The sequence below is a fragment of the Cerasicoccus frondis genome, from assembly GCA_031296915.1.
GTDB lineage: Bacteria > Verrucomicrobiota > Verrucomicrobiia > Opitutales > Cerasicoccaceae > Cerasicoccus > Cerasicoccus frondis.
In genome coordinates this window covers 1-24,324 of sequence record JAVDPC010000028.1, presented here as the reverse complement: position 1 = coordinate 24,324, position 24,324 = coordinate 1, and the positions used below count along the sequence as shown (strand labels likewise).

Here is a 24,324-nt window from a genome sequence, read left to right as displayed (position 1 = left end):
TTAAGCGTTGCGAATTTCTCCATGTGGCAACACCACGACTTTGCGGGCATTCGGGAAGTTTTTCGCGAAAGAGCCGGGCCTGCAGGAGGGGCCTGTTCCTTTGCTGGCGTCGCGATGATCCTTGAACCACATCTGCCCGCTGGTGCTGGCCATCGTATTGTACGTGTAAAGGCGCTCTTCATCACCATCGGTTACCAAGATGCTGTCGCCTTTGCACAAGTGCATGAGTAATTTGGCGCCGGGAGTAATGGCCGTCGAATGATCCAGATACACCGGTTGCTTAGCTTTGAGACGATTGCTGGCCTCCAACATCGAAACCGCTTCGAAGTGGTGTTTCCCGTTGGGCAATGCGTAGATCGCCACATGGTGTGTGCTCCCTGGAATGACCACGGTTTTACCGGACTTACCCTCACGAATAGTAACCGCCGATTCGTTGCTTACCAGTAAGCGAACCTTGCGTATCGGGGTGCCGGAAGGCATGTAAATCTCATCTTCCATTGAGCCGCCATGGGCCACATGGCGCGCCACGATCTCGCGAATTGTTACGTCGCGTATTTTGTCGATTTGCTTGGGCTTGAGGGAACTCAGTTCTTTTCGGATCACTAAGGTTCCTTGGTCAGCCATGCCATAGTAGGTCTCTTCATGCAGCGGACCGGACACTTTGCGCTGTGGTCGGTGCGAAACCCAAATCCTGTTGAGGGCTGCTGCGACATCGCCTCGGAAATTTTCCCAAGGCTCTTCGATTTGTGGCGCCTTCATGTGGACATGGAAGCGGCGTTGACCTTTGGCTGGCGCTTCCCAGTTGGGGGTGAACTGCGTTTCCGTGCGCGCCAGTTTCTGGACCGTTGCCGGATTGCACAAGGCGATGACGACAGCATCCAGCGCGTGGTGGCGATAGTCTTCGCGATTCTTCAGGTTCACCTCATCCGTGCGCAGCAGGCCGTGCAGTTGCCACTGGTCACGCAGGATGGATGTGTGGATGCCTTTGATGGCGACCACGTCCGCCGGATTTTCAAACAGACAAGTGAGGTAGGCGCGAGCGGCGCGCGCCATCCAAGCCGTTTCGTTCAAGTCACGATTGGCAAAGCCCTCTGGTATTTCCTTGGAGAAGATGCGTTTGCGTTTGGGGAAGGGGAGCCGTTCGGCGCGTTGCACCAATTGCTCGTAGGCATTGGGATTGGAGGCAGCGAGCCATTCGTAGGGAGTGCGATTGCCTTTGTCACGATTCATGCCTTGTAGGCAGATGACCTTGTTCATGTAGGAGTCGTCCAGACTGCGTGAATAGGGGTAGATGTGGTCGATATCCACCTCGGCATTCAGTAACTGATGGATGCCGATGTGCTTCCCGCTGTAAATACATTCTTCGTTTTGCTCCTGCCAGATACGGTAAAGATCGATGGCGTCCCGGGTCGGCTTTACGCCCAGCTTGGTGAGTGCATCCCTGGCTTCGTCGCGTAGCCTCTCTAGATCGCGGTTCCGCTTATTGTGCTCTTTGCGCTGCTGGGGGCCCATCTTGAGCGAGCGGGCCATTTCGATATGAATTTGGGTGGGCCTGCCATGCTTTTTGATTAGCGCGTTGACGACTTTGCGCAGCTCGACAAGTGCGCGGCGGACGATTGGGCTAGTCACGTTGTCCAGCTTTTCAGCGGCATGCCTGGCCGCTGTCTCAATGTCCTCAAACGTTGCCGCCTGCATCGCTGGCAGTTCGTTCAGGGCAGTATTGGCTTGCTGGTCCCTGCGTAAGTATCCGGCAGCGTGCATGGCGGAGTCCTCGGCATGGTTTGCCATATAGAGCATGCCCTGACGCATGTGGGGCAGCAGATTTTCCAGCGCCTTGACGCTGAGGTGACCGTAACCCGATGGCAAGCTGATGTGCAACAGGCGCTCGATTGTTTCGGCGTCCAGACAGCCAATGTCTTGCAATGCTTTGGCCATCTCGTCGTCGGTGGCGGCGCTGGTCATCGCCTCAACAATTTGATTACGGGTGGAGTGGTCCAGTTTTCGCCAGTCTTTCCCGTAAGCCTTCTTTCCCGAGAGTTTGTCGTCGGTCTGGTGATACGCGATTTTACCGCGTCCCCCCGCTTCGAGGTTGAAGTGGGCAAAGGGGGGATTGGGGAAGCCGGGAACCTTGGCGATTTTCTTCTTCAGATTGTCGAACTTGCCGTCCTTGCTGCTGTTTAAGTGAGCGATGGCGGCCTGGCGTTCTTCCTCAGTGAGTTTACGTTCTACCGGTTCCAGTGGATTGGAGGTATCGCTGAGGCGAAGGTTGTTGACTTCTTGTAGAATGCGGAATTCCTGAAAGCGTCTGTCGGCTGCCGGGGCGCGGTACTCTTCGGGTTCCAGTTCGCAACGTCCAATGCTTTCCTTTTTCCAAAAGACACTGCGTTGAAAGAAGGTCAGGTTCTCCAGGCCGAATTGCTCAAGCAGGCTTACTCCAGGCATGCGGGGCTTGGGTTTTGTGACCTTGTATGGTTCCGGTCGTTTGCCGATGCTGCCATAGCGTAGCGCATCCGTCAGGATATCCGGGTAATACTGGCGCTGCTGCTCCCAGATCATGGTAAATTCGTGGTGGAGCATCTGGCGGCGCACATGGCGCTTGCGCAAGCGGACGGCATTCGCATGTTCACGATACAGGTGGTAAAGATAGTTTCCGACTGTTTGGTAGCCGGAAGCGTCGATCGCCTCCTGAAGTTCGGACATTTCCGCGAGCATGCCCTGTGCTTCTTTATCACCTGCTTCCTCAGTTTTTCGGAGCGAGAGGAAGCCCCGGCGCTGGTTGAGGTGATAGACTATGCGGCCAAGCTTGGGCAGTGAGAGCTGCTCGATAAGTCCTCGACTGCGAAGTTCGTAAACATTGAGCGCCTGCCACGCTCGGAGGCTGTTAGTGTCTCCTGTTTCCGGCGCCCAGCCAAGTGTCTGCAAGGCCTCAAATACGATCTGCTTACGCTTACATTTACGATGGCGGCTGCGGCGGGCGCTACGCGCCATACGCCGGGAAATATTCGGGTGAACTTCCTTGCCGGTGTCAAAATTATCCAGGCCTGCTGGGAAAATGCGTGATCCACACTCGACCCATTTTTCTTCCACAGAAACAGCTCCCCAGCCAATGGAAGCAACGCCGATATCCAAGCCCAGAATATAACCAATCTTGCTCATTTCAAAATTGTTATTGACAATATGTAGCTGATCAAGATTAATTGCTTTGGTAATTGATCACTGCTTGTTGTTCTTTTCGCAGCAACAATCAGATTTGGCGGGCAATGCTCTACGGAGCACCCCGCTTTTTTTATGAATCGAGTAGCGTGAAGTGGCGGCTGGTAGGTATTGATTGGCTGCTATATTAGCATGGAGGGGCGGACATTTGAGGGGGGAGGCTGAGTCCTTCTGAGCAAAAGTTTCGGGCGCTGTGGTTGGGATGGTTGATGCAAGGGAGACGGCCGTAAAAAGGCGCAAGGAACACAAGTCATGAACGATCGAGGCATCTACCTTTTTGCGCTCCTTTGTGCCTTTTGGTGGTGGAGCGATTTAAACGCTGTCGTTTGTTTGCCCACAGAAAACGCCATCGCTCGGGCGATGCCTAACCGAAGCAGCGCCGGTGTTTAACCGTGACAGCGGCCATGTCATGGCCGTGCATGGGCAAAGGAATCGCCGACACCCGGTGAGGGAGTCGGCGATGCAGGGGGCGGGAGTCGGCTTAGGCGAGGCGGGGAGTCGACGGCTCCCGGTTGCCGTTAGGCGGCGGTGTCGCTGACTTCGGTGGCGCGCGGGGCGACGGTGAGGAGATGGTCCAAACGTCCCACGGCAAGTCGTTGGGCGCGGCGGGTGCGGGTGCGCACTTCGAGGTGGTAGGCGCCCGCTGGCAAGTCGGTGGGGACGATGGCGAAGATTTCCTTGGGGCGAATGCCACAGACCTTGGACAGGCGAATTTCGGAGGCGCGGTTGTCGGTGGGGCGGTGGTCGGATGAATGGTGTTCAGGAGCCGGAGCGGCAACGGCCGGGACCTTGCTCACGGTATTGGGAATTGAAGCAGGTGACTTGATCGCGATGAGGAACACGCCTTCGTCGGGGTGAGTCGGGTTGAACTTCAGGCGGTCGCCCGAGAGGTTGACGAACTCACCGGGCGTCAGGGTTGCATTGATGGCTTGCGTCGATTCGTCGGTAACGCGGTGGAGCGCAGGTGCGGCGTGCGGGTTATCCACCCGTTTCCAGGATTGCGCACGCTGCGACAACGCATCGGTGAAGGCTTGAGCGGGGCGAGCCCCGCCAATGAGCGTGTGCCGACTCGGGTCGCGGGGCTCGTCGTAGCGGGCGAAGGTTCCGCGCAGCTTCGGATAAAACTCGACCATGCCATTGAGGTTGACGCGGTCGCCGTTGGCCAGGGCGCGGAGGGTTTCTTCGCGCAGGGCGTTGAGCGCAGTGAGGACGTCGGTTTCGGTCAAGGTGCAACGCTGGGCGATGCGTTGAGCGAGCGCGTGCTCATCCACCGTGGCGTTGCGAACGGGGCGCGCGATGTAGGCGGTGGCGTTGGGTTGATGAGCTTGGGCGGCGGCAAAGGGAACCAGGTAATAGTGAAGCATGGCTGTAGTATAACACCGGGGGTCGGACATGTGTGGGGTAGGGTGGAGGATTTTTTAGCCGCGGATGAACGCGGATTTTCACGGATACCGTGAGGCAATGTTATTTAACAGGAAGATCGCGAAGAGCGGGGAGCCAGCGAGATGATCTTTGTTTCTCACGGAGGCGCGGAGCGCAGCGATACAGAGACCAGCGTGGCGCTTAGTGAGCAGCAATAAGAGTGCCGTTAGCTTAGTTCTTTGCACAAAAATGATGGAGCCCGTTGTCCCTACCAGGCTGTTCCATCCTGCTTGCGGTGAGGCAGAAAAGCCTGGTGGGGACACCAGGCTCCACCTTCCCAGCAGATGAAATAATGAAACGAACTTCGCTGACGGGACACTCGAAAAGAAATATATTTAACCAACCTTCGTTGCAGAAGTCTCCGTGTGCTCTGCGTCTCTGTGAGAAAATCCCCTTCGTCTTGCTGGTCTTGGCGAGCTTTACACCTTTGTGCGAAAATATCGCGTCTGTCAGCGAATCACGCGAAATCCAGGCGGAGCTGGCCGGGGTGCTCGGGGTGAAGGAGGGCGCTGAGGTCGTCACGGGCGGCGGCATTGGCGTCGGCATGGAGCTCGTTGAGCCACGTTGGTTCCGCAGATGGCTGGTCGCTCTTGCCGCGGGCGATGGCGAGCGCGGTGCGGCGAATCTTGTCTGCGAGTTTCTTGGGCGCGAGGACTTCGACGTGGTCGCCCCAGGAGAGAATCCATCGCTCAACTTCCTCCAGCGAGTCGAGCTGCAAGCGGAGTTCGAGAGAGCCGTCTTCGCGGTCTTGCAGGATTTGGGATTCGTGCCATTGGCGTTCGCGGACGATGCGCGCGGCAAAGGCATCGAAGCGCAGATGGATCTGGTGGTTGCCGGTTCCGTGGAAGATGCCAAAGCTGTCGGCGAGCAACTTGGAAATGGAGAAATCCTTTGGGCGGCGAAAGCGTTTGCCCGTCTTGGGCTTCCCTTGAATACGGTTCAACACGAAGGTGCGCAGCTCACCGCGCCCGAGGTCGTGCGCGAAGAGATACCACCCCTGGTTGACGCTGGCCAAATGGAGCGGCTGCACGCGGCGGCGCTCGGGCTGAGTGGCGTTGAGCTTGAGGTAGTCGAAGGTCAGTTCGCGCGATTGTAGCGTCGCCTGCGAAATGGATTGGAAGGCGGCGATGTCGGTGGAGCTGACACCGGTCACACGGACGCTGAGGCATTGTTGCAGGTTGCCAAGCGAGACGTCGGTTTGTGCGGTGATCTGGCAACTGAGTTTATGGATGGCGGCTTCCAACGACGCGGCGAACGGCGTGCCCTTGAGCTGCGGCAAGGCCTGGCGGGCAACGAACAGCGCGAGCAGTTCGCCTTCGGAAACACTCAGCAATGGAAATTGCTCGACCGGCTGGCTATAATAATACCCGTGGCGGGCGGCGTCGTATTCGATGGGGAGGCTCAGGCGGTCGCGCATGAAATCGATGTCGCGGCCAATGGTTTTAACCGACGTCTCGATTAATTCTGCGAGTGAGCGGCAATTGGGATATGCGCCACGAGCCAACTGTTCGTGAATGCGGATGACACGTTCCAGCGGTGGTCGAGTGGTGGGCATCGCAGTGGTCACGGGGCGATGATTTCCGATGAAACCTAAGGGAACAATGCTAAATTGAAGGATTTGTGCTGGGAATGCTTTTTAACAGGAAGATCGGGAAGAACGGGAAGCGCATTTGAACAGAAAGCAGGGAAGCCCTGAATCGTTGCTTCGTGCGCTTCGTGGTTGAAACGGCATTGGACCTACCACGAGGACATGGTTCGTTTTTTATTAGGAGGGATAGTCCCTGTATGTCCGACCCCTGGTGTTAAGATAGATTTTCGATATATCTTTATAAACCGAAAACGGATGCTTTGTATGGACGATATGGAGTTGGACCCGGTGCTTGCCCACAGCTTGATTTTGGCGCGCCAGAACAATGCCGCGTGGCTGTTGTTGTCGGCGCGGCGTGGTCCGTTGATGCTTGCCAGCTTGAAGCCGTTGTTTGAGCGCGGCGTGGCGGAAATTCCGCAGGAAGACGCGCGTGAGCAACTCGCCCGGATCCTCGCGACGCATGCGAACGACCCGGCGTTTGAAATCGACACCGCCGACTTTCGTGCGTTGGCCCGCAAGGAGCTGCGGGAGTGGATCAAGCGCGGTTTGCTCGTGGAGCGTGGCGGCGCCATTCTGGCTACGGACTCCTTGCAGGCGGCCTTTGGTTTTTTGGAAAGCATCACGGGGCGGGTGATGACGACAACGGCTTCGCGCCTGGCCACGGTCCAGCAGAAAATTGAAACCTTGCAAGCGAACTTGAACCCCGATCGCGAAAGCCGCGCGGCTTTTATTCGGGGTAAGATTGCCGCGCTGGAAGCTGAATTGGCGCGCGTGGAGGAGGGCGAGTTTGAAGTGCTCGACGGCGATCGGGCGACTGAGGAGATTCGCGAACTCTATAGTTTGGCAATGAGCTTGCGGGCAGACTTCCAGCGCGTGGGCGATTCGTATCGCGAAGCGGATCGCGCGTTGCGGCAGGCGATCATTGGCGATGAACAGAATCGTGGCGAAGTGGTGCAGAAGCTGTTGTCTACCGATGACGCCCTGCTGGAAACGCCGGAGGGACGTGTGTTTGACGGCTTCTACCGGCAGGTTCAGCACGGGACAGATTTGGAGGTGATGCGCGCGCGCTTGCGGGAAATCCTGGGCAACGAGGCGTCCGCGCAGGCGCTGGATCGCCGACAAGCGCAGGACTTGCGGCTGTTGGTGTCGCGGCTGATCACTGAGTCGGAGAGCGTCTTGCGTGCGCGTTCACAGGGAGAGCGGGACGTGAAGGGCTTTATCAAGTCGGGCTTGGCGGCGGAGAATCACCGGGTCGGCCAATTGCTACAGCAAATTCAGGAAACCGCTTTGGACATAGACTGGCGGCAGCAATCGATCCGGCGGACGCCTTCGCCGCTGCCTCCAGTGGCGCCGTCTCTGCCAAGCCTGCCGCTGCCTGGGCGCCTCTGCTACAAGGACATTGCGGAAGCACAGGAGGATGCGCTGAACCTGGAACAGCAACAAGGGAGCCTGAACGATCTGGAGGCGGACTTCATCGCGTGTGACGACGAGCTGGACACGCTGGCGCTATATGGGAAAACACTTGAGCGCCTGCGTGAAAGCGGGCATGCGCACCGACTCGGGGAATTGGCCCAGGCGTTACCGCCGGAGTATGATGTGGAGACGCTGATCTATTGGTTGTCTCTGGCGCGGGAGGCGGAGTGTGTGGTCGGGCCGGATTCGGAGGCGTTTACTTTGCGGGACAAAGCAAATGTGGAGTCGGCCTTCGTGGCGCCGGTGATTGCGCTTGATCCTGACGCAGTGGCAACCATTGACCCGGAGCATTTGGCATGAGTGACTACTTTGACGAACAATTGCGGACGCCGCCAGAGGCGGATGATTCGGCTCCCCTTGCTGAGGATGAATCGCCGGGCGCAACTGAGTCCACGACTGAGGAAGCCGCGGCGCCGGGCACGAGCGGACCGATCAAGGTCGCCGCTCAGGAACTGCTGAAATATGGTTTGGTGGAGCAGGCCGCGAAGCCGAATATCTACCGCGAACTGCGGCAGAATCCAACTGAGCTTCAGCGCATTCTGGAACCGTTCGACCTGGTGATGGAGTTGGATGACGTGCGCGGGATTGCGTTTCTGGCCGTGCCGACGGTTGAGGAAGCCGATCGCGATGATCCGTGGCAACATCCACTCGTACGGCGTCAACGACTGACGACTGATCAATCCCTGTTGGTGGCGATCCTGCGGCAAAACTTTGTCGCTTACGAGCAGACGCATGGCATCGGCGCCTCGGATGCGCGCATCGACCTGGAAGAGTTGCAGGCGCAGTTCGATGTGTACCTGGGGGACTCGGGCAGTGACAAATCCGACGCCGAGCGCTTGCGCCGCGTCATCACTCAGCTCGCGGCGCACGGGGTGGTGAGCGAGCCCGATAAAGAAAATCAGGTGACGATACGACCGATCATTGTGCACCTGGCGAACCCCGAACACTTGGCAATCCTGCTGGCTCATTTCCGTGATCTGGCGGAGAAAGCAAAGCGCGCTGACACTGGTGAGGAATCCGAAACCGAGGAGGGCGCATGAGATCGAGCGGTGAAGATATGTTGTTTAACTTGGAGCGTGCGGCGTTCCAATTGCAGCGCTTGGAGGTGTTTAACTGGGGGCCGTTTTCGGGAATGCACGCGGCGGACATTGATGCGCAAGGCACGGCGATTATCGGGATGACCGGGAGTGGCAAGACGACGCTGGTCGATGGTTTCGTGACGTTGATCGCCGAGCAGCCCAAATACAACCTGGCTTCGACTGGCGGCCACGAAAGCGACCGCAGCCTGATCTCCTACGTGCGCGGCGTCGTGGGCTCGGGGAACGACAGCGGAGACTCGGCGCACATTTCGCGCAAGGGCAAGACAACTACCGGGATTTGTGCGACCTACAGCGACGGGCAGGACGAGCTGCGGCTGGGGGCGATTATGTGGATCGATGGGGGGAGCTTTTCGCCCAGTGATTTAAAGCGCGCCTGGATCTTTTCGCGAGACCCGCGCCATTCGCTGGAGCAGTGGTTGGCGATTCACAGTCAGGGTGGGTTGCGTCTGCTCAAGCAGCAACTGCGCGATGATAACGAAGCGCAAATCTTCGACGCGTCCACAGGGGGCAAACGCGCTTACCTTGCCCGGGTGCGGAGCTTCTTCGAGGTGGCCGACAACGCGTTTGCCCTGTTAAACCGTGCGGCGGGGCTGAAGCAGCTCAACAGCATTGACGACATTTTTCGGAACCTGGTGTTGGATGACCATGCGCAGTTTGACCGCGCGGCGGAGGTTGCGAGTGAGTTCGATAACCTTGCCGAAATCCACGCAGAGTTGGAGACCGCTCAGCGTCAGCAGCAATCGCTTTGGCCGGTGGAAAAGCAGTTCGACGCCTACGAGCAGCATCGTATTGAACTGGAGCGCAAGCGTCGGCTAGCGAGCTTGCTGCCCGTGTGGTTTGCGCTGGAGGGCAAGCGACGGTGGCAAACGCGCGCAGTGGAGCTGGAGGCGGATTTTCGTGCGCGGGAAAAGGCTTTGCGCGAAGCCGAAGAGCAGGTGAGACACGCTGGCAGCGAAGTCGAAACACTTTACGAAAAATACGTCCATGCCGGTGGCGGAGATGTGGAATCTCTGCGCAAATTGATTGAGGCCAACCGGAAGGAAGCGGCGCGGCGCCGGGATCAGGCGTCAGAGTATCAAGCGACTTGCCGGCTGTTTGAGTTGCCGCTTGAGATTGATGCAGAGACATTTGCCGAGACCCAGCGGCGAGCCGAAGCGGTGTTGGAACGCTTGATGCAGGATAAGGAAACGGCGGGCGAATTGGCATATCGGCGCGGGGCGGCGGTATCCCAGATCGAAGCCGACGCCAAGGATCTGAGAGCGGAGTACAACACCGCCAAGGATCGGCCGACTTCGAATATTCCTGGCGCCTTTCAGCGCATTCGTGATTTGTTGGCAAGTGAGCTGGAGCTGAGCCCGGAAGCCTTGCCCTTTGTGGGCGAATTGGTGCAAGTCTTGGAAAGCGAGCAATCCTGGCGCGGCGCGATCGAGCGTGCGCTGGGTGGCAATCGGCTGCGTTTACTCGTGCCGAAAGCTTGCTTGCGGGCGGCGCTACGTTGGGTGAATGCGCATCAGCATGGGCTGCATATTCGCCTGTTGGAAGCGGACCCGGAGCAGGCGCCGAATGCGGATTTTTTTGCCGATGGCTATTTGCGCAAGCTTGAGTTTAAGCAGCATCCCCTGCGTGAGGCGATGAAGGGATTTCTGGCCTCGTATGATTTGCACTGCGTCGATTCAACGGATGCGCTGGGGCAGACTCCGCATGGGCTTACGAGGGAAGGGCTGATGTCCGGCAAGCGAGGGTTGTTTGAGAAGAAAGATCAGCGGCGGTTAGAGCAGGATTGGTGCACGGGCTTCAGTAATCGCGACCGGCTAGCCGACTTAACCAAACAACTGGAAGAAGCTAGCGCGAAACATGACGCAGCAGCTAAGGCGTTCCAAGCCGCGCGTGCGCATCATGGGCGTTTGGAGGAACAAACGCGCCTGGTGGAGGGCTTGCGCAAGTTGGATTTTGAAGCGATCGATTATCCGTCGCAGGAGGCGGAGATTCTACGCAACGAAAGTAAGCTCCAGGAGCTGACCGACCCGGAGTCCGACGCTGGCAAGGCGCTGCAAGTTTACGAAGCAGCGAAAAAGAGAAAGGAAAAACTGGAGGCAAAAGCCAAGGCGTGTCTTGGCGCTGCGGTGACGGCTGAAGGCTTGCTGAAAAGTGCGCAGCAACGCATCGAAGCCTGCAATAAAAGTGCGGGCGATGGACTGTCTTTTGAAGATCAGCGTTTTGCCGAAGAGCACTTGACGGTTGATGCGCAGTTGAAAGCTGAGGGCCTCGCGGAGGAAGAGCGTCGGCGTGCCGCCGAACTGGCGAAAGCGATTCAACAGGGGCAGGACAACCAAACCAATCGGCAAACTAATTTGGTCCGGGCGATGGAACACGCCAAGCTACAGGATACCGGCGCCTTGGCTGAAGCGGGAACCGAGCTGGCGGACATTCCGGCCTACTTGGAGCGTTTGCGTGTGCTCACCGATGAGGCATTGCCCGACAAGCGCAAGCGTTTCCTGAAATACCTGACAAAGTCCTCGGACCAAGGGGTCACTCAACTGCTGGCGGCGGTGAATGAAGAGGTTACGCGAATCAAGGAACGCATTGACGATTTGAATGAAAGTTTGGAAAGCGTGGATTTCAAACAAGGGCGTTACCTGCGACTGACTACGCAGAATGTGGTGCACGATAATCTTCGTGGGTTTGAGCGTGCGCACAAGCAACTGCGTGCAGCGGCGCTGCGCCAGGATGATCATGAAGGGCATTTCAAGGCCTTGCAGCACATCGTTCAGTTGCTCCGGGATGCCGTGGACAAGAAGCACACAGTCGGCGCACGGGCTTTGCTCGATCCACGCTTCCGGCTGGAGTTTCACGGCTTGGAAATCGATCGTGAAACCGACGCCGTTGTGGAGCGCTTTAAGGGCTCGCAGGGTGGCTCTGGTGGCGAAAAAGAAATCATCGCGAGCTACATTTTGACGGCCTCGTTGTGTTATGCGTTGAGTCCGGAAGGGGGACGGTTCCCGCTGCACAGCACGATTGTGCTGGATGAAGCTTTCTCGAAAAGCTCGCGCGCGGTGGCGAACCGCATTGTCAACGCGCTGCGGGAGTTTAAGCTGCATCCGATTTTTGTGACACCGAATAAAGAGATGCGTCTTTTGCGTCAGCACACACGGTCGGTGGTTTACGTCCATCGTAAAGATGCACGGGCGACGCTGGCGTCGATCAGTTGGCGGGAGTTGGAATCGCGCGTTGAGCACCGCAATGGTGATGAGCCGACGTTGAACAACGAACCTGCCGCGCCGTGAAATCGCCTGAAGAACTCGCCGCGAAGTTGGCCCGGCAATGGGAAAACGCGGACCTGCGTGAGCAGCGTTTGACTCAGCGCGAAGCGTGGCCGGTGGAGCTGTCCATTGGCCGGCCGACGGCGTCGGAGATACGCGATGAACTGGACTCGGTTCGCGAACACATTCAAGTGTGGACAAAGGTGTCGGTGGGAGAAGTCGAGTGGCGCAGTGAGCGTTATCGTGACGCGGCGGAGACGGTGGATATTCCGCGGGCTTGGCGTTTGAAAAGCCCTTCGGAATGGGTGGCGGCTGCTGACGCTGAAGGAGTTTCCAAAGAGTATGCCGCGCTGAAAAAACTGTGCGCCGAAACGAATGCGCGCTATCATCGTTTATGGATTCGTCAGCGTTCCTTTTGGCGGGAGAAGGCGCTGGAAGATGCAGTGCTCTCGGCTGCTATCGCCGATAAACTGACTCCCGGTTGCGCCAATGGCGCACCGCTCAGGACGCTGTCTGCCGCTGGCAACGACACTAAGTTTTTTGAGCGTAATCGCGCGCTGTTGATTGCGTTGTTGGATGTTCGCTTTGAAGGCGAAGTAGGGCGGATGGGCTTGGAGTCTTTTCTTGGCGCGATGCCGGAAGGGGAGCAATGGTTGCTGTTGGCGGATCTCGACGGCAGTCTATTGCCTTTTGAGCAATTGCGGGTGCGTGCATCGGAACTGGCTCAGTGCGAAACGCTGCCGGGGAAACGGATCTTGATCGTGGAGAATGAACGCTGTCTCTACCTGCTGCCGAAGTTGCCCAATACACTGGCAATACTCGGGGCGGGTTTGAGCTTGAGCTGGTTGTCCGCGTCAGCTTTTTCGGATAAGTCTATTGCTTACTGGGGCGACTTGGACACCTGGGGCCTTGCGATGCTCAGTCTAGCCCGTGGCCATCAGGCCCATATTGAAGCGCTGTTGATGACTCGCGCGGTGTTTGATCAGTATGCGGATCGAGCCGTTCAAGAGTCGGTCAAAGCACGGTTGCCAGATGCGCACACGCTGACGGATCGTGAGGCCGCGCTCTTTGAATATTTATCGACCTGTGCGAGTGGCCGCCTGGAACAGGAGTTTCTCACTGTCGAAATCGTGGCGGATGCGCTATACGCGTGGATTCAGTTTGAGCTTTAACCAGCATTATTGAACTGGGGGGAGCCGATCGGGTTGGAACGGGTTGTTGAGTGCGGATAGCCTGCATGGGGCGCTTGTTGTTGGAGTATGTATTCTGCTGAATTCTAAATGCCATTTTCCCGATAGGATAGAGTGGCTGTGGCATAGAGGCCAGGTGCGTTGTGTTAGATCAATCATCAGGTGTTGGGTAGGCAAGTGCTGGACCTGGCAACTTTATGCTAACTCTAATCGCAAATTTTCGCTTGACCTTGGATTGCTTGTAAGCATTTTGCTTATAAGCAATATGGCAAAAGCAATTGATACCCCGTTCATTCAAGTTTCGACTTTGGAGGTTCCCCTGTACGAGCAGGTGGAGTTGTGGCTGAAGGGCGTGATTGATTCTCATTTCGAGCATGACGAGCGATTCTTTACGGAGCGGGAGCTGATCAATTTGCTGAAAGTTTCCCAGCCGACAGTACGCCGGGCAATGCATGAACTGGTCAATCGGCGGGTCTTACGCCGTCGGGTTGGTCAGGGTACTTTCGTGCAGAAGTTTCCGGTGACACGTTTAGTTGGGTTGGTCGCGCCCTATTGGCGCTCTCCGATTTTCATGCAGCAAATTAATGCATTCGCTGAGGCTTGTGAAGAGTTCGATTGTGATTTGCGTATGCATTACATCCGTGAGGGTGAATCGATTCGAAGCATGGCGCGGTCGTTGAATGCGGATCCTAATCTTGAGCGCATGGTTCTATGGGGACAGTCTCTGGAAGCGGCGGAGATTTTGTCTGATGAGCTTGGACAGCGTCACTTTAAGACAGTATCGACTTTCTCGTTCCCATCCGAATTCATGGGCAAAAGTGTTGGTGTTGATATCACGGCTGGGGTGCGTATTGCATTAGACTATTTGACTGGCTTGGGGCACGAGCGCATTGTCTTTATCATAAATGAACCGGATACTTTGGGCACCATTAAAGTCCGGCTGAAGGCTTTGCGCGACGAAGTGGAAAAGCGTGGTTTATCATCTGCTTGTCGATTCTTGTCCTGTGGTAGTCGGCTGTGGTCGGACTCTACAAAGGCTGCCTACGATGCGATGGACGAAGTCATGAAAATGACGCCGAGACCGACAGTGGTCGTGCCGATTTCCGGCATCGGCGCCTGGGCGGTCCTGCGCTTCGCGGCAAAGCATAAACTGCAAGTGCCAGAGGCGTTCTCTGTCTTCTCTTTTGCTGATATTTCTGGATCCGAGTATTTATACCCTTCTTTGACGGCTTTGAAGGTTGATTGGAAGGCAGTGGCATTGAGAGCTCTAGAGAAATTATGGGACGACCTCCCCAGGGCCGACTCCGGGCAAGCCGTGATTCAGCCTAGTTTAGTGATTCGCGAAAGCACTGGCCCAGCTCGGAGATCGTCAAAACCCTAAGGTTTTTGAAACGCATTAACTATCACCCCTATAAATATAAGAAATGAAACATACCCTAAAACACCTGTTCTTAACGATAACTGTGACGCTTTTCAGTGTCGTTGGCCTTGTAGCTCAAACCCCGAGCAATCTTGTTTATGGCAATACAGATGGAAGTTATACCTACTTTGCTCGTGGCCAGGAAGGGGCGGCGCTCGACGAGTTTACTGTTGCATTTTATCCCGCGAGCTACTCGGGTTCGAAAGATGGTTCTTTGACTTGGAACCAGAGCTTTTCAACGAGTAATGCCAGCTCTATCTCTTTTGAGACCGGAGAACTATCAAACAATATTACGGATCCAAGTGCCGAGTATGTTGCGGGTTTTCAAGGTGTTACCGAGCTTGCCGGTGGCGTTAATGGTGACAATGGCTTTGGCTATTATGACATTCTTTTTGATTTGGGTGATGCCTACGTCATTACTGAAGTAATCATTCATTACAATGATGCATCTACTTACCGCTGGGCAACTGGATCAAATAATTATCCGACATCTGTATACACGTCTTCTTCGATGCCGACCAGTGATACCGACCTCATCCTGTATGGAGATCCGGCCAAAGCTACGGCGAATAGCACGGGGACAATTGCCTTCAGTGATACGGATGTGACTGCTCAATACTTGAATATTAGAGCGGGAGTTTATTCGACTTATGCTGATCTGGATCCGACTTCAGCGGATAATCGAGGCGGTAAAATTACTGAGGTTGAGATCTACGGCTACTCCGCCATTCCGGAACTCTCGACCTATGCCTTGCTGTTAGGAATTGGTGCTGTGCTTCTCGTCGTTATGCGGGCACGGAAAACGCGCTAGCTTTTACGGCCCATTTCATCACTTCCTCTCTTAGCGAAACGTATTTATGTCTCGTCGCAAAGCATTTTTGTCTTCTTTTATGGCACTTCTGGTGTGGCTGTCTATTGGCGTGGTTTGCGCCAATGAGCCGGTGGAGCCAGTTATTCGCCATCCTCGGCTTGGCTCCTGTGCCCATTTTCATCAGGCATCTAAAGGTTGGGTAGTTGAAACTGTTATGCCTCTGATGGCGGATTCTGGGCTTTCCTGGATACGCGACGAAATTAAGTGGGAAGAGTTTGAGAAAGAGCAGGGGGTATATCAGATCCCCGAGAAAGATATTGAATGGATTGAGGCGGCCAATGCACACGGTCTAAAAGTGTTGTTACTCTTCAATACGCGAGGAAATCGCATCTACGAAAATCCTTATGATCCTGAAGCATATGCCAAAGCGGCTGCTTGGCTTGCTGTGGAATTGAGCGGAAAGATCGAGGCGTTGGAAGTAATGAATGAGCCGTTTAACTTCAAAGGGATGGGCAAGACCTTCGGTGGGACTTGGAATGGAAATGACCCCGAGAGCGCCACGACGGGTTGGATTAAGGCTTATGTGGAATTATTAAATCAAGCAGCTGAGGAAGTTGAGAATGTTGCACCCAAATTGAAAATCGTTGGTTTGGGCGCAGAGGCGCCAGCTAATCATCGAATGCTGATGCTGGGGATCAGTGATAAAGTGGATGGTCTGGCGGATCACCCTTACAGCCGGCGCGTTATTCCGGAGCAGGTGCTCTATGCGGCGGGCGAAGGAATATTGCGGCGTGATGGCATTGCTGTTGCCGATGAGCAAGGGACTTTTCGCTCGGTAGTTGATCTCTATCGTAAAAGTATCGAGAGCAACGGAGGGCCTGAGGAAATTTGGATTACGGAGACTGGCTTCACGACATATTCAGGGTTGGATCGTAAAACCATTCATGCAGGATTTACGGAGGAAGCTCAGGGAAAATACCTTCAGCGAAAGATTGTTGAGGCCTTGGGGCTAAATGTTGAAGTTTTCATTCAATATGCTTTCAAGGATGACGGAGTAAATCCTGATAACGCACAACACCACTTCGGGCTCATTCGCTACGACTTATCGGAAAAGCCAGCCTTTGGCGCTGTTAAAAGAACTGCTCAGGCAATGGCTGAGTATACAACTAAAAACAGTGCGGAAGTAAACGTGTATCCGTTGGGAAATCGTATCGATTCTTGGCCTATCGTTTGGGATGGCACACGGATAGCGGCCCCGGGTTCCATTCCCGTCTATCAGTTTATCAATGGTGATGGTGAATCCGTTCTTGCTATTTGGTCTGCTGAACGTGTTGGCGGAGATCAATGTTTTCGCAGAGCTGACGTAGAAATTATTTATGATCAGCCAATGCAAGAAATCGAAGTAAACGATCTATGGACTGGTGAGATCTATACATTAAAGGGCAAGAAAACATCTACGGACGCATATGTTTTAGAGCAGATGGCGATCCCCGACTACCCGTTGCTTTTAACCTTAAAAAATATAGAAGGAATTTGATATGCTTAAGAACTTAATTCGTTTGAAGTGGCTTGGTCTGTGTGTCGCAATTTGCGTCTCTTTGGGGGCGCCATTGAAAGCTGAGGATCTTCTATCGCCGCATTACACATGGAAATTCAATGCAGGGCCTGAGTTTCCTGGCGCTGAGGGAAGTGTTGATTCATCTCAAAGGGGATTGGCGTTGAGCTATGATTTTTCGGAAGGCGGAAAATACGTTTCCGTTGATTCTCGTGTCGATCTTTCACCCGATGACAAGGAGCTTCGGTTTAAGGCAGAAGCGGACCGACCGCTGCGTCTGGCTGTGCGTTTTATCGATAGTAGTGGTCAAACTTTTCAGTGCGCAATGCCCTATGTCACGCCCAATGTGCCACAGCCCTTTCGTGTGGATTTGAGTAGCATTGATAAGTCCAAATCTTGGGGTGGGGCTAAAGATGGGAAAGTGCATTACCCTATCAAAACGATTCGTATTTGTTTGAATGCGCCATCTGAAGAGTATGCCAGCACTGGAGCCATTTCTATTTCTGAGATCATCATTAATGACTGAAGGGAACTGAGTGATGAGGCGATCAATTATTATACGGAAAGGGTTTTCGCTGATCGAGTTATTGGCGGCCATTTCGATCGTCGTATTATTATCCGGAATCTTGATCGCCGTTATTGGAAATGTCCGCAACAGTGCGACGCTGGTGTCCTGTGCTGCAAATATGAGGCAGGTTGCCCTCAGTATGACGCTTTATTCGAATGATCACAATTATCAGTTTCCAGCGCATTCTACTCCTGGTTATGGGGTGTGGTCACGGGTTCTTGTCAACACAGGTTATATCGATGATCCTGAGGTTCTGGCCTGTCCCGCTGATGAGTACGCAGCTACAGCGGAACGCCCCAGGAGCTATGTCTATCCATCTCCTTCCATGATCCCTGCGAATGACCGGAATCTAGCTGCGAGTAAGTTGGGGTTTCTTTCTCCAACTACTACTTTCATGCTTATCGAATGGCATTGGTCTAAGCAGGATTATTTGGTTAATGGAGGTGCTGTTGGAGGGCGAGATACCATGACTTCCGCATTTGTGATGCATCCAGAAGGCGTTCGTAATTTTGCTTTTGTTGACGGGCATGTCGAACGTCTTGAGATTGATGATATGGAATTAAACGATCCCCGGTGGGGTAATTTCAAAGAGCAGGATGGAGTGAAGCCTGTTGAGCCCTAATCGGTGGTATTGGATACTATATGGCATCACGAAAAATAAAAAATGTTATCTATATTCACACCCATGATATGGGCCGTTACATCGGCTGCTATGGGCATAAACTATCGACACCGAATTTAGACCAATTTTCGAAGCATGCCACCTTGTTTCGCCAAGCTTATTGTTGCGGGCCGACTTGTTCTCCTAGTCGAGCTGGCCTTTTGACGGGTGCTACGCCGCATGAATCTGGTATGCTTGGTTTGGCTCACCGGGGCTTTAAGTTGCGCAACCCTCAGTATCATTTGGCAGCTTACTTAAAGGAACTCGGGTTTGTGACTGCGTTATGTGGTATACAGCATGAATTTAATTCTGCCTGGGAACAGATGCCCTATGAGTATGTCGTCCGTGATTTTTCAGAAAAAGGTAATGCGGACTCTGACAGGCATTGGGCGGCTGCAGCTTGCGATTTCTTGAAGCGCGAGCACGAGCAACCGTTCTTTCTATCCTTTGGCTTGTTCTACCCTCACCGCAAATTCGAAACCGCAGACACTGCTTCAGTCTCACTTGATGCAATCGAGTTGCCTCAATGTCTTCCCGATACTACAGAAGTGCGCAAGGACTTTGCTGATTATCAGCATTCACTTTCTTTGGCTGACGAATGTATTGGGCTGGTGCTTCAAACTATACAAGAAACAGGGCATTTTCAGAATAGTCTAATTATAGTCACTACCGACCATGGCATCGCATTCCCAAATATGAAATGTAATTTGAAGGATGATGGCATCGGGGTGACGCTGATGTTGTCCTACCCTGACAATCCTGCCTCGGGCACAGTGTCTGATGCGCTGGTTTCACATCTGGATGTCTATCCGACTATTTGCGACTTGCTGGGCTTAGCGCCGCCGCCGCATCTGCAGGGTGTCAGTATGCGTCCTTTGTTTGAACGAAGTCGGCATGCGATCCGGGACGAGCTGTTTTCGGAAGTCACTTTTCACGCTGCTTATGAGCCGATGCGTTGTATTAGGACTCAGCGATTTAAACTGATCCGGCGCTTCGATGTGTGCCGACGGGTTTTGGCTAATTGTGACGACTCACCCTCCAAAAGCGTCCTGATGGATGCGGGTTGGGGGCAGGAGGCCTTGCCCGAAGTGGAACTCTACGATTTATTAGAAGACCCTCAGGAATCGACTAATCGCGCTGCGCATCCAGAATACGAATCCGTTTTGCAGGGGCTTTCTCGTAAGCTTGAGGATTGGATGCTCGCGACATCGGACCCCTTGTTGCAGGGCTTCGTCCCTAGGCCCGAATGCGCATTGGTTAATTCAATTACCTCAATTTCGCCTTCTGATGGCCCCTACGAGCCGATCGATTGACCGAGAGCAATGAATACTGAATTGATCAAGGGGATGGCTACATTTACTCAACAACTGAAATTGAGTAAGCTTTTGGTGGAGCCGATCGGGATCGAACCGACGACCTCTTGCATGCCATGCAAGCGCTCTTCCAACTGAGCTACGGCCCCTTAAGCAAAGCGCATAAAAATGACGCCCATGGAATAATCGTCAAGGGCAAAAGTGTCGATTTTAGCTGAGAAAAAATCAGGTATGGGCAACGTTTGCCGTTACTCGGATTTCAGCTCGGCAAGCTCGACGGTCTTAGCGTCCTTCCAAAGCTGCTCCAGGCGGTAGTTGTCGCGCATTTCGGGCGTGAACAGATGCACCATGAAGTCGAAAGCGTCCACGACCTGCCAGCCGCTGTCGTCACCGGTTTCGGCGCCCACGATGTGGGCTTTGGCGTCCTTGAGCGCGCGCTCGACGGTGCTGCGCAGCGCCTTGAGGTGGGGTTGCGAGTTGCCAGTGGCAAGCACCAGGTAGTCGGTGACCGTGGAGATGCCGCGCACATCGAGGATCTTCATGTCGATGGCTTTCTTGTCATCCAAGGCATCACAGCAGAGCGCGAGCAGGGCGCTTGGTCTTGGCTTTTGCGTCGTCGTATCAGTGGTCGGCATATAATATTTGTCTGAAATCTCGATAGAGTTGATTCTTGTTAATATAATCCACGACTCCCCGCGGCAAGAAAAAGCGGAGGGGGCGTTCGTGGGCGGCCCGTTCACGAATTTCACTGGAGCTGAGCTCCAACTGCCGGGCGCTAATCCATTTTAGCGCTGAGTCGGGAATGCTGCTGGGCGCCTCTGGTTGGTAACCAGGGCGTTTCAGGCAGAGAAATTTTGCTAGTTTGAGCAGTTCGTCTATCTCGCGCCACTGGTCGAGCTGCGCCACTTGGTCAGCGCCGAGTATCCAAAACAGCTCATCGTTGGGCCAACGCTCCTTTAGCCGCCGCACGGTGTCGACGGTGTAGCTGACGCCGCAACGGTCGATTTCGTCACGTAAAACCGAAAAGCCGGGTTGGCTGTCGATTGCGAGCTCGATCATTTTTACGCGATCTTCGGCGTTGGCGCCTGGCGCGCCGGAGGACTTGAGTGGCGCTTGAGCTGCGGGAATAAACGCCAGCAAGTCTAGGTCTGCTTGCTCCATGGCGTCTTGGGCATGCAGCAGGTGCCCATGGTGGATGGGATCAAAACTGCCGCCAAAGAGACCGATGCGCATGCGGCTACTGAGAGGAAAAACGACGACCAACGCAACAATGTCTTAATCGGTTTATTCACCCAGAGAGCAGTGGAGCGGCCAAACTTGAAGTTGACTCAGGGCCGATCAGGTCTATCGCTCAAAGTCGCCATCTCTAATCCCATGCGCCGCCATGCGTGGGGCTGGTTGGCGTACGCCAATTCCTACAACACTAGTTATCATTCATGAACAGTCACCTCTCCTTATGTGGGGCTTGCTGGTTTGTGCTCGCATCTCCTGCCGTTATCGGCGCGCGCGACACCATCGATCCCTCTGCCGCCGCCAACATGACTGCGGATCTTGCCGCTGACGATGTGGTCATCGACACCCCGCCAATCAACGCAGATTACGGCGGCTCCGCCAGTGGAGATTCCATCACCGTAGACACTAAACTTTTTTACGATTCGCCGCACCATCTCTACGTGCCGACGGAGGTGGATTTCGCCATTCAGGGTAAAATCCGGAAAGAAAATGCGCTCAGTGGCGACCGCGGCATCGTGGCGGGTTGGGACACCCTCACGGCCTTTGGCCTGCCGACCTACTTGGCAGAGGACTTGGCTGCCCCGGGATTATTTGGCAATTTCGAAACTGCGGGCATCAGGATTGGCGGCGCTCAATCAGCAGCAGTTGCCGTGGGTTCGCGGATGGGGACGACGGGCCTCTTTGGCGATGAAGTTAACTTGGCTGACTTGTCGATTAATGACTCAAGCAATGCCGGTCGCTTTAATCAGAGCGGCCACATTGACGCTCAGGCATTGGCTAACAACAACATTTTCAATGGTCTTGGGGATGTGAACTTTAACTTCAGTTTGATTGGTCATGGCGGGCGCGGCACGTCGGGCGATTTGACGTCGATTTTGGGGGAGATCAGCGTGCCGCTAAGCATTGGCATGCCGCCGTTGAGTGATTACGACGGCGTCTCAGGCGAAGATTACGAATACCGGACGTTTCGGATTGGCAGTGATTTTGAGCCCGACGCCCCGGTCATAATCTGGGCTGAAGCCAATGCTGCATTCGAGTAGCGCGCCGATTGCAGCAGTGCGCTGCTTAGTCGGAGGGGAGGGGGCCGGAGAAGGGGGACTGAACTTCCTTGCGGGTGAGCAGGCGCGTGATCCAGCCGTAGCGCGGTGCAAAGAGCCAGGCGGCGATGAATAGCATGCCGGTCGTCACGGCCATCATGCCGGACGTCGTGGTGCTCTCGAAGCCAATCAGCGGAGGGATCACGATGGCCAGTACGTGCCCGAGCACGGCAGCGATTACGCCAATGATCGAGCTGATCACGAGCATCCAGGATAAGCGGTCGGTGAGCAGGTGCGCGGTCGCCGCCGGGGTCACCAGCATGGCGATCACGATGATGCTGCCGACCACTTCAAACGCCGCCACCGTCGTCACCGCGACCTGCGTCATCAGCAGGTAGTGCATGAACTGCGCATTGATGCCCTGTGTGGTCGCAAGCTCGGGGTCGAAGGCGCTGATTCGCAGCTCCTTGAAAAAGCAGACTGCCACGGCCAGATTGATCAGCGTCACGATGCCCAGCACTATCGCCGCGCGAGGGACTTCGACCAGCGTTTCGCCGATCATGAACTCCTTGGCGACGTCCCACGGGGCAAGCTCAATGCTGCCGTAAAGCACGCAACCGGCGTCGAGGTCCACCCGGTCGGCGGCCTGCACAATGAGCATTAGGCCGAGGGCGAAAAGCGTGGTGAAAACGATGCCCATGGAGGCGCCGCGGTCGACCTTGCCCAGGTTGCTGATCCACTGTGTGAACACCGCCGTCAGTACGCCTACCACGGCTGCGCCCAGGAACATGGTAAAGCTTGCCCGCGCCCCAGTGACCAGGAAGGCAATGGCCAGTCCGGGCAGGACGGCGTGGCTGATCGCGTCGCCCATCATGCTCATGCTGCGGAGGACAAGGAAACAGCCGGGCAGGGCGCAGGCCACCGCCGTCAGCGCGCCAATGATGACTATCCACGTGTCGTCGATGAACCAGTTCATGCCTGGCCTCCTTCCGGTTGGGCAATGTGGTGCGGGCTCTCGGGAATGCCGAGCAGATCGAGCTTTTCCTCCAGCTCACGAACCATATCCGGACTCAAAATGTGCTCCACGGAATCGGCGTCGCGGTCCACATGACTGGCGGCGATGTCGGCATGGGTAATCAGGAAAATTTCCCACAGTCGGTGGTTGCGGGTAATGCGCGTCGCTTCTCCAAATCCGGATTCTGACAGGCGCACGTTTTGCCCGTCAAACTGGTCAAGGTGGTCCTCGTGCTGGGCTTGCCGCATGAGCTTGCGCAGGTCGTTGGCGGACCAGGTTCGGTGCGCGAGCAATTGCTCGAAGGGGATTGCAACGTTGAGCGGCTCTTTGCTCTCCTGCAGGCACTGCGATTCCTGGATCTCGTAAACTGCGCGCAACAGGTGCTGCCGACCGATTTTGCGCTTCAGGCGGAACATGGAAACCCAGCGACGGACGACTCCCCGCGCGCTGCCAAAGAACATGCTGACGAGGAAGATCATCGCCGCGACAAGGACGATTACGGCGCCAGCGGGCAGCCGTGGCAGCAAGGCGCTGAAGGTCGCGCCACACCAGCCGCTTACGCCGCCAATCACGGCGGACAGGATGAGCATGGTGCGCAGGTCATTGGTCCAAAAGCGCGCGGCGGCGGCGGGTGTGATCAGGAAGGCGATGATCAAAATGAGGCCTACGGCCTGGAGCCCGACAACGGTAACCAGCGTCACCAGCGCCAGCAAAATGACGTCCAGCCCATTGATCGGCCAACCTTGGCTGCGGCCAAAACCTTCGTCGAAGCAGAGCAGCGTCAGCTCCTTGAGCAGGAGCAAGGAGCAGAGCAGCGCGATGGCCGCGACGCCGCCGAGGAGCCAGGCATCCTGTTGCCCCATGGACGCTGTTTTGCCGTAGATAAAAGATTCCAGACCGGCGGCGCTGGCCCCGGGCACGTCTTGGATCATCGTCAGCACGACCGTTCCCAGGCCGAAAAAGACACTCAAGATAATGCCCATCGCGGCGTCGTCCTTGATGCGCGACGTGTTGCGGATAATCAGCACGAGCACGACGCCCAGGACCCCCGTCACCGTGGCCCCTGCGAGGAGGCCAGGCAGGCTTTTGCCCTCCATGCCGAGCGCAGTCATGATGATAAACGCGATGCCGATCCCTGGCAGGCAGGCGTGCGAAAGCGCGTCGCCCATCAGCGAGCGTTTGCGCAGCAGGAGAAAACAACCGACTAGCCCGGAGGCCAAGCCGAGGATGAGCGTGCTGAGGATGACGATGCGCGTATTGTAATCCTGCATCGTGAGCACGCGCCAAACGACGTCCAGCGACGGCCAGTCAATACCGGTGTCGTGGAGTCCTTTCAGTTCGGCTAGAGCACTTTTCATCTAGATTGGCCGAGTCAGGTGGGGTAGAGGTTGGATGCAGCGCAAGGCGGCTTTGATTGAGCGGGCTGGAAGCCCGTGATTGAAATGCCAACGCCGCGAACTTCCAA

The 24,324-nt window shown here is 55.5% G+C and carries 18 protein-coding genes and 1 tRNA gene; 11 read left to right on the top strand and 8 right to left on the bottom strand.

What is annotated here, in order from left to right; genetic code table 11:
- From cas9 to RBB63_RS18165, 3 genes are all read right to left on the bottom strand, one after another.
- A complete protein-coding gene (gene cas9 / locus RBB63_RS18175; RefSeq protein ID WP_309386430.1) occupies window positions 1–3,156 on the bottom strand; it encodes a type II CRISPR RNA-guided endonuclease Cas9 in 3,156 nt (1,051 codons plus the stop codon).
- 575 nt (window positions 3,157–3,731) lie between these two features.
- Window positions 3,732–4,577 carry an HU family DNA-binding protein gene (locus RBB63_RS18170; RefSeq protein ID WP_309386429.1) on the bottom strand — a complete coding sequence of 282 codons (846 nt, stop codon included), beginning with the start codon at window positions 4,575–4,577 and terminating at the stop codon, window positions 3,732–3,734.
- Window positions 4,578–5,092: 515 nt separating this feature from the next.
- Entirely contained in the window at window positions 5,093–6,190 is a 1,098-nt protein-coding gene (locus RBB63_RS18165) for a helix-turn-helix transcriptional regulator (RefSeq protein ID WP_309386427.1), read from the bottom strand.
- A gap of 297 nt (window positions 6,191–6,487) precedes the next feature.
- Here RBB63_RS18165 and RBB63_RS18160 point away from each other — a divergent pair, with 297 nt between their 5' ends.
- The 10 genes from RBB63_RS18160 to RBB63_RS18115 all read left to right on the top strand — a co-directional run bounded on the left by RBB63_RS18160 (window position 6,488) and on the right by RBB63_RS18115 (window position 19,574).
- Entirely contained in the window at window positions 6,488–7,996 is a 1,509-nt protein-coding gene (locus RBB63_RS18160; RefSeq protein ID WP_309386425.1) for a DUF3375 domain-containing protein, read from the top strand.
- Window positions 7,993–8,736, top strand: coding sequence for a DUF4194 domain-containing protein (locus tag RBB63_RS18155; protein WP_309386423.1), 744 nt, complete (start codon window positions 7,993–7,995; stop codon window positions 8,734–8,736). Before RBB63_RS18160 ends, RBB63_RS18155 begins: the two co-directional genes overlap by 4 nt.
- Window positions 8,733–12,080 carry an ATP-binding protein gene (locus RBB63_RS18150; RefSeq protein WP_309386422.1) on the top strand — a complete coding sequence of 1,116 codons (3,348 nt, stop codon included), beginning with the start codon at window positions 8,733–8,735 and terminating at the stop codon, window positions 12,078–12,080. Before RBB63_RS18155 ends, RBB63_RS18150 begins: the two co-directional genes overlap by 4 nt.
- Entirely contained in the window at window positions 12,077–13,228 is a 1,152-nt protein-coding gene (locus tag RBB63_RS18145; RefSeq protein WP_309386421.1) for a DUF3322 domain-containing protein, read from the top strand. Before RBB63_RS18150 ends, RBB63_RS18145 begins: the two co-directional genes overlap by 4 nt.
- Window positions 13,229–13,511: 283 nt before the next feature.
- A complete protein-coding gene (locus RBB63_RS18140) occupies window positions 13,512–14,627 on the top strand; it encodes a substrate-binding domain-containing protein (RefSeq protein WP_309386419.1) in 1,116 nt (371 codons plus the stop codon).
- A 43-nt stretch (window positions 14,628–14,670) separates the two neighbouring features.
- The gene (locus RBB63_RS18135; RefSeq protein WP_309386418.1) at window positions 14,671–15,477 is read left to right on the top strand and encodes a hypothetical protein; all 807 of its coding nucleotides are present in this window, start codon (window positions 14,671–14,673) and stop codon (window positions 15,475–15,477) included.
- Between the two features lie 46 nt (window positions 15,478–15,523).
- Window positions 15,524–17,014, top strand: coding sequence for a hypothetical protein (locus RBB63_RS18130; RefSeq protein WP_309386416.1), 1,491 nt, complete (start codon window positions 15,524–15,526; stop codon window positions 17,012–17,014).
- 1 nt (window position 17,015) lies between these two features.
- Entirely contained in the window at window positions 17,016–17,558 is a 543-nt protein-coding gene (locus tag RBB63_RS18125) for a hypothetical protein (protein ID WP_309386415.1), read from the top strand.
- A 13-nt stretch (window positions 17,559–17,571) separates the two neighbouring features.
- The gene (locus RBB63_RS18120; RefSeq protein WP_309386414.1) at window positions 17,572–18,222 is read left to right on the top strand and encodes a type II secretion system protein; all 651 of its coding nucleotides are present in this window, start codon (window positions 17,572–17,574) and stop codon (window positions 18,220–18,222) included.
- Window positions 18,223–18,242: 20 nt separating this feature from the next.
- A complete protein-coding gene (locus tag RBB63_RS18115; RefSeq protein ID WP_309386413.1) occupies window positions 18,243–19,574 on the top strand; it encodes a sulfatase family protein in 1,332 nt (443 codons plus the stop codon).
- A gap of 73 nt (window positions 19,575–19,647) precedes the next feature.
- On the opposite strand, the gene RBB63_RS18110 is transcribed toward RBB63_RS18115, so the two are convergent.
- The 3 genes from RBB63_RS18110 to nadD all read right to left on the bottom strand — a co-directional run bounded on the left by RBB63_RS18110 (window position 19,648) and on the right by nadD (window position 20,807).
- Window positions 19,648–19,723 (bottom strand) — tRNA-Ala (locus RBB63_RS18110).
- Between the two features lie 99 nt (window positions 19,724–19,822).
- Window positions 19,823–20,209, bottom strand: a complete 387-nt coding sequence (gene rsfS, locus RBB63_RS18105) for a ribosome silencing factor (RefSeq protein ID WP_309386412.1) — start codon at window positions 20,207–20,209, stop codon at window positions 19,823–19,825.
- Window positions 20,196–20,807 carry a nicotinate-nucleotide adenylyltransferase gene (nadD, locus tag RBB63_RS18100; protein WP_309386410.1) on the bottom strand — a complete coding sequence of 204 codons (612 nt, stop codon included), beginning with the start codon at window positions 20,805–20,807 and terminating at the stop codon, window positions 20,196–20,198. The genes rsfS and nadD overlap by 14 nt, the downstream gene beginning before the upstream one ends.
- Before the next feature lie 203 nt (window positions 20,808–21,010).
- On the opposite strand from nadD, the gene RBB63_RS18095 reads away from it, so the two are divergent.
- Window positions 21,011–21,847, top strand: coding sequence for a hypothetical protein (locus tag RBB63_RS18095; RefSeq protein ID WP_309386408.1), 837 nt, complete (start codon window positions 21,011–21,013; stop codon window positions 21,845–21,847).
- Window positions 21,848–21,872: 25 nt separating this feature from the next.
- Here RBB63_RS18095 and RBB63_RS18090 read toward each other — a convergent pair whose 3' ends face one another.
- Together RBB63_RS18090 and RBB63_RS18085 are read right to left on the bottom strand one after the other, a co-directional pair.
- Window positions 21,873–22,820, bottom strand: a complete 948-nt coding sequence (locus RBB63_RS18090) for a metal ABC transporter permease (protein ID WP_309386406.1) — start codon at window positions 22,818–22,820, stop codon at window positions 21,873–21,875.
- Window positions 22,817–24,217, bottom strand: a complete 1,401-nt coding sequence (locus RBB63_RS18085; RefSeq protein WP_309386405.1) for a metal ABC transporter permease — start codon at window positions 24,215–24,217, stop codon at window positions 22,817–22,819. Before RBB63_RS18085 ends, RBB63_RS18090 begins: the two co-directional genes overlap by 4 nt.
- Window positions 24,218–24,324: the final 107 nt, after the last annotated feature.